Genomic DNA, 3,934 nt, shown 5'->3' with positions numbered 1-3,934 from the left:
TTGTCTCGGCGTACATATCCGTTTCTTCGGTAAAGGCCGCCTATGGTTCCGCTCTTACAGCGGGTCACTTTTGGAAGAGCCCAAAAGTAACCAAAAGGCTCTCGCCCCACCACTCGGCACCTCGCTGTGGCTCGGTGTGCCCTCACTCCGGCTTTGGACCGTGGGCCGCCGCCATGGGCCATCCTTGGCCCATCGCGGCTAACCCGGCGTCCTGCCGGGTTGCCCACGCTCCAAAGCCTGCGTTCGGCCAGCGTGGTTTTACGGGGCGATTGAGATCAAAAGCCAGATCAAAAGCAGACTGTGGCTCTGATCCGCTTTTCTGTGGGAGCTGGCTTGCCTGCGATGCAGCCATCTCGGTCTTACAGTTACACCCAGTTGATGCCATCGCAGGCAAGCCAGCTCCCACAGTTGACCGAGAGTGGATTCAAAAAACAGGTCGGCTTTCAGGCCGCCTCGGCTTTGTTTTTGATCTTGATCTTGCGCGCCCCGTTAAACCACGCTGGCCGAACGCAGGCTTGAAGCCGTGGGTAACCCGGCAGGACGCCGGGTTAGCCGCGATGCGCCAGGGATGGCCCATGGCGGCGGCCCACGGATTCAAGCCGGAGTGCGGGCACACCGAGCCTGAGCGAGGTGCCGAGTGGTGGGGCAAGAGCGTTTTGCTTACTTTTGCGCTTTTCAAAAGTGAGCCGCTGTAAGAGCGGAACCGTAGGCGGCCGTTACCAAAAAAACGGATATGTACACAGTCAACAGGCACCAAACCCAAATCACCACTTCACGGTCATTTATGGAAAAGTCAAAGTTACGCAAACTCGGAATGCTCACCGTATTGGCAGTCGCCATCGGCCTGGTGGTCTACGCCGTCCAGGCCCCTGCCGACGCCCCCCAATACCTCACGGCCACCGCCGAACGCGGTGACATTGAAAACGCCGTGTTGGCCACCGGCCTGCTCGAAGGCATCAAACAGGTCGACGTCGGCGCCCAGGTCTCCGGCCAGCTCAAGTCCCTGAAGGTCAAGGTTGGCGACAAGGTCAAGAAAGGCCAGTGGCTCGCTGAAATCGACCCGCTGATCCTGCAGAACACCCTGCGCAAAGCCCAGGTCGATGAAGAAAACCTGCAGGCCCAGCGCCGCGCCACGGCGGCCCAGCTCAAGCAAGCCAAGTCGGTGTACGAGCGCTACAAAGGCCTGCAGATCGACGAGTCCGTCTCGCGCCAGGACTTCGAAGACGCCGAATCCACCTATCAGGTGCAGCAAGCCAACCTGTTGTCGCTGGATGCGCAGATCAAGAGCGCGCACATCCAGATCGACACCGCCAAGGTCAACCTGGACTACACCCGTATCAACGCGCCTATCGAGGGCGACGTCGTCGGCATCGTCACCCAGGAAGGCCAGACCGTGATCGCCAGCCAACTGGCGCCTGTGCTGCTCAAACTTGCCGACCTGGACACTATGACCGTCAAGGCCCAGGTCTCGGAAGCCGATGTGATCCATATCAGCCCCGGCCAGCAAGTGTATTTCACCATCCTTGGCGAGGCCGACAAGCGCTACTACGCCAAGCTGCGCGGCACGGAACCGGCGCCGCAGAACTTCCTTGAAACCCAGACCGCAGGCACCCCGAAGCAGAACACAGCGGTGTTCTATAACGCGCTGTTCGATGTGCCCAACCCCGACCACCGCCTGCGCATTGCCATGACCGCCCAGGTGCGTATCGTGCTCGACACCGCCCAAGCCGCCTTGATGGTGCCGGTGGCGGCGCTCGGTGCGCGTAACAACGATGGCAGCTACTCGTTGCGAGTGCTGGATGCCAAGGGCAGGGCGGTGTCGCGGGACGTCAAGACGGGCATCAATAACAACGTCAAGGTGCAGATCCTCGAAGGCTTGGCCGAGGGCGATAAAGTGGTGATCGGCGACCCGACACCCGCCGTGGCGGGGAGCTGACGGATGACCCAGCCACTGTTGGAACTCAAGGGCATCACCCGTAGCTTCATGGCCGGCGAGCGCGAATTCATTGCGCTCAAGGGCATCGATTTGACGATCCATGCCGGGGAAATGGTGGCGATCATCGGTGCCTCGGGCTCGGGGAAGTCCACGCTGATGAACATCCTCGGCGGCCTGGATTACGCCACCGCCGGCAGCTACAAAATCAACGGCATCGAGACCCGCTCGCTGGGTGACGAACAGTTGGCGGAGCTGCGTCGCGACTACTTCGGTTTCATCTTCCAGCGTTATCACTTGCTCGCGCATCTCAGCGCTTTGCACAACGTGGAAATGCCGGCGATTTACGCCGGCACACCGGAAACTCAGCGCCACAGCCGCGCGCGGGAGTTGCTTGAGCGGCTGGGGCTGGCGGGGCATACCACGCACCGGCCCAGCCAGCTGTCCGGCGGGCAGCAGCAGCGGGTGAGCATTGCGCGGGCATTGATGAACGGCGGCGAAGTGATCCTTGCCGACGAGCCCACCGGCGCCCTCGATACCCACAGCGGCAAGGAGGTGATGCGCATCCTCGCCGAGCTGCACGCGGCGGGGCATACGGTGATCATCGTGACCCACGACCCCAAGGTGGCGGCGAATGCCCAGCGCATCGTCGAAGTCAGCGATGGCCAGATTGTCAGCGACAAGACCAACGACAGCGTCAGCCTGGAGCAGCCGAGTGAGGCCCCGATCGAGCCTCGGCGCAGCGGCGCGCGGCGTCTGGTGGCGAGCCTGGGGTTGTTCAAGGAAGCCTTCAACATGGCCTGGGTCGCGCTGGTGTCCCATCGCATGCGCACCTTGCTGACCATGCTCGGCATCGTGATCGGCATCACCTCGGTGGTGTCGATCTCGGCGATTGGCGAGGGTGCCAAACGTTATGTGCTCAAGGACATCCAGGCGATCGGCAGCAACACCATCGACATCTTTTCCGGCACCAGTTTTGGCGACAGCCGCGCCTCGGCCATCGAGACCTTGATGCCCTCGGATGTGGAGGCGCTCAACCAGCTGTATTACGTCGACAGCGCCACGCCGGTGGTGGGGCGTAACCTGTTGCTGCGTTTTGGCAATATTGACGTGGATGCGCAGGTCAATGGCGTCAGTGATCGCTACTTCAAAGTGAAGGGGCTGAAACTCGAAGCCGGCATCGCCTTCAGCGAAAGCGATGCGCGGCGTCAGGCGCAGGTGGTGGTGATCGACCACAACACCCGTCACCGTTTGTTCGGGCCTAATGTTGACCCGTTGGGCCAGGTGATCCTGGTGGGCAACCTGCCGTGCACGGTGATCGGCGTGACGGCCGACAACAAAAACATGTTTGCCGCCAGCAAGGCGCTGAACGTGTGGGTGCCGTATGAAACGGCGGCGGGGCGCTTGTTGGGCCAGCGCCACCTGGACAGCATCACGGTGCGCATCAAGGACGGCCAGCCGAGCAAGGTGGTCGAAGACAACGTCAACAAACTGATGCTGCAACGCCACGGGACCAAGGATTTCTTCACCAACAACCTCGACAGCATCATGCAGACCGTGCAGAAAACCAGCCGCTCCCTGGCGTTGCTGTTGTCGCTGATTGCGGTGATTTCGTTGCTGGTGGGCGGCATTGGCGTGATGAATATCATGCTGGTGTCGGTCACCGAACGCACACGCGAGATCGGCATTCGCATGGCGGTGGGCGCGCGCCAATCAGACATTCGCCAGCAGTTTCTGGTGGAAGCGGTGATGGTGTGCCTGATCGGCGGGATCATCGGGATCTCGCTGTCCTATGCCATCGGCTACCTGTTTTCGTTGTTTGTGAAGGAATGGGAGATGGTGTTTTCAGTGGGCTCGATCATTACTGCGTTTGCATGCTCGACGCTGATCGGGATTGTGTTTGGCTTTGTGCCGGCAAGGAATGCGGCGCGGCTGGACCCGATTGAGGCGTTGGCGCGGGACTGAGCGGAGCAGGTCTCACCGACAAATGGAGATCAAATG

General features: G+C 61.1%; 2 protein-coding genes. Both read left to right on the top strand.

Going from position 1 to position 3,934, the window contains the following annotated elements; genetic code table 11:
* Window positions 1–784 precede the first annotated feature (784 nt).
* Window positions 785–1,936, top strand: a complete 1,152-nt coding sequence (gene macA, locus AB4P94_RS25320) for a macrolide transporter subunit MacA (protein WP_395608027.1) — start codon at window positions 785–787, stop codon at window positions 1,934–1,936.
* A gap of 3 nt (window positions 1,937–1,939) precedes the next feature.
* Window positions 1,940–3,898 (top strand): MacB family efflux pump subunit, encoded by a 1,959-nt coding sequence (locus tag AB4P94_RS25315; protein WP_395608026.1) that lies wholly within the window; start codon window positions 1,940–1,942, stop codon window positions 3,896–3,898.
* Window positions 3,899–3,934 lie beyond the last annotated feature (36 nt).

Origin of the sequence: Pseudomonas sp. B22129, from assembly GCF_044218875.1 — a bacterium.
Taxonomy (GTDB): Bacteria; Pseudomonadota; Gammaproteobacteria; order Pseudomonadales; family Pseudomonadaceae; genus Aquipseudomonas.
This window is presented reverse-complemented; position numbering and strand designations above follow the sequence as displayed.

Bases quoted from the DNA above. Each gene is read 5' to 3' on its own strand.
- macA (WP_395608027.1), top strand. From the start codon at position 785: ATGGAAAAGTCAAAGTTACGCAAACTCGGAATGCTCACCGTATTGGCA.
- AB4P94_RS25315 (WP_395608026.1), top strand. From the start codon at position 1,940: ATGACCCAGCCACTGTTGGAACTCAAGGGCATCACCCGTAGCTTCATG.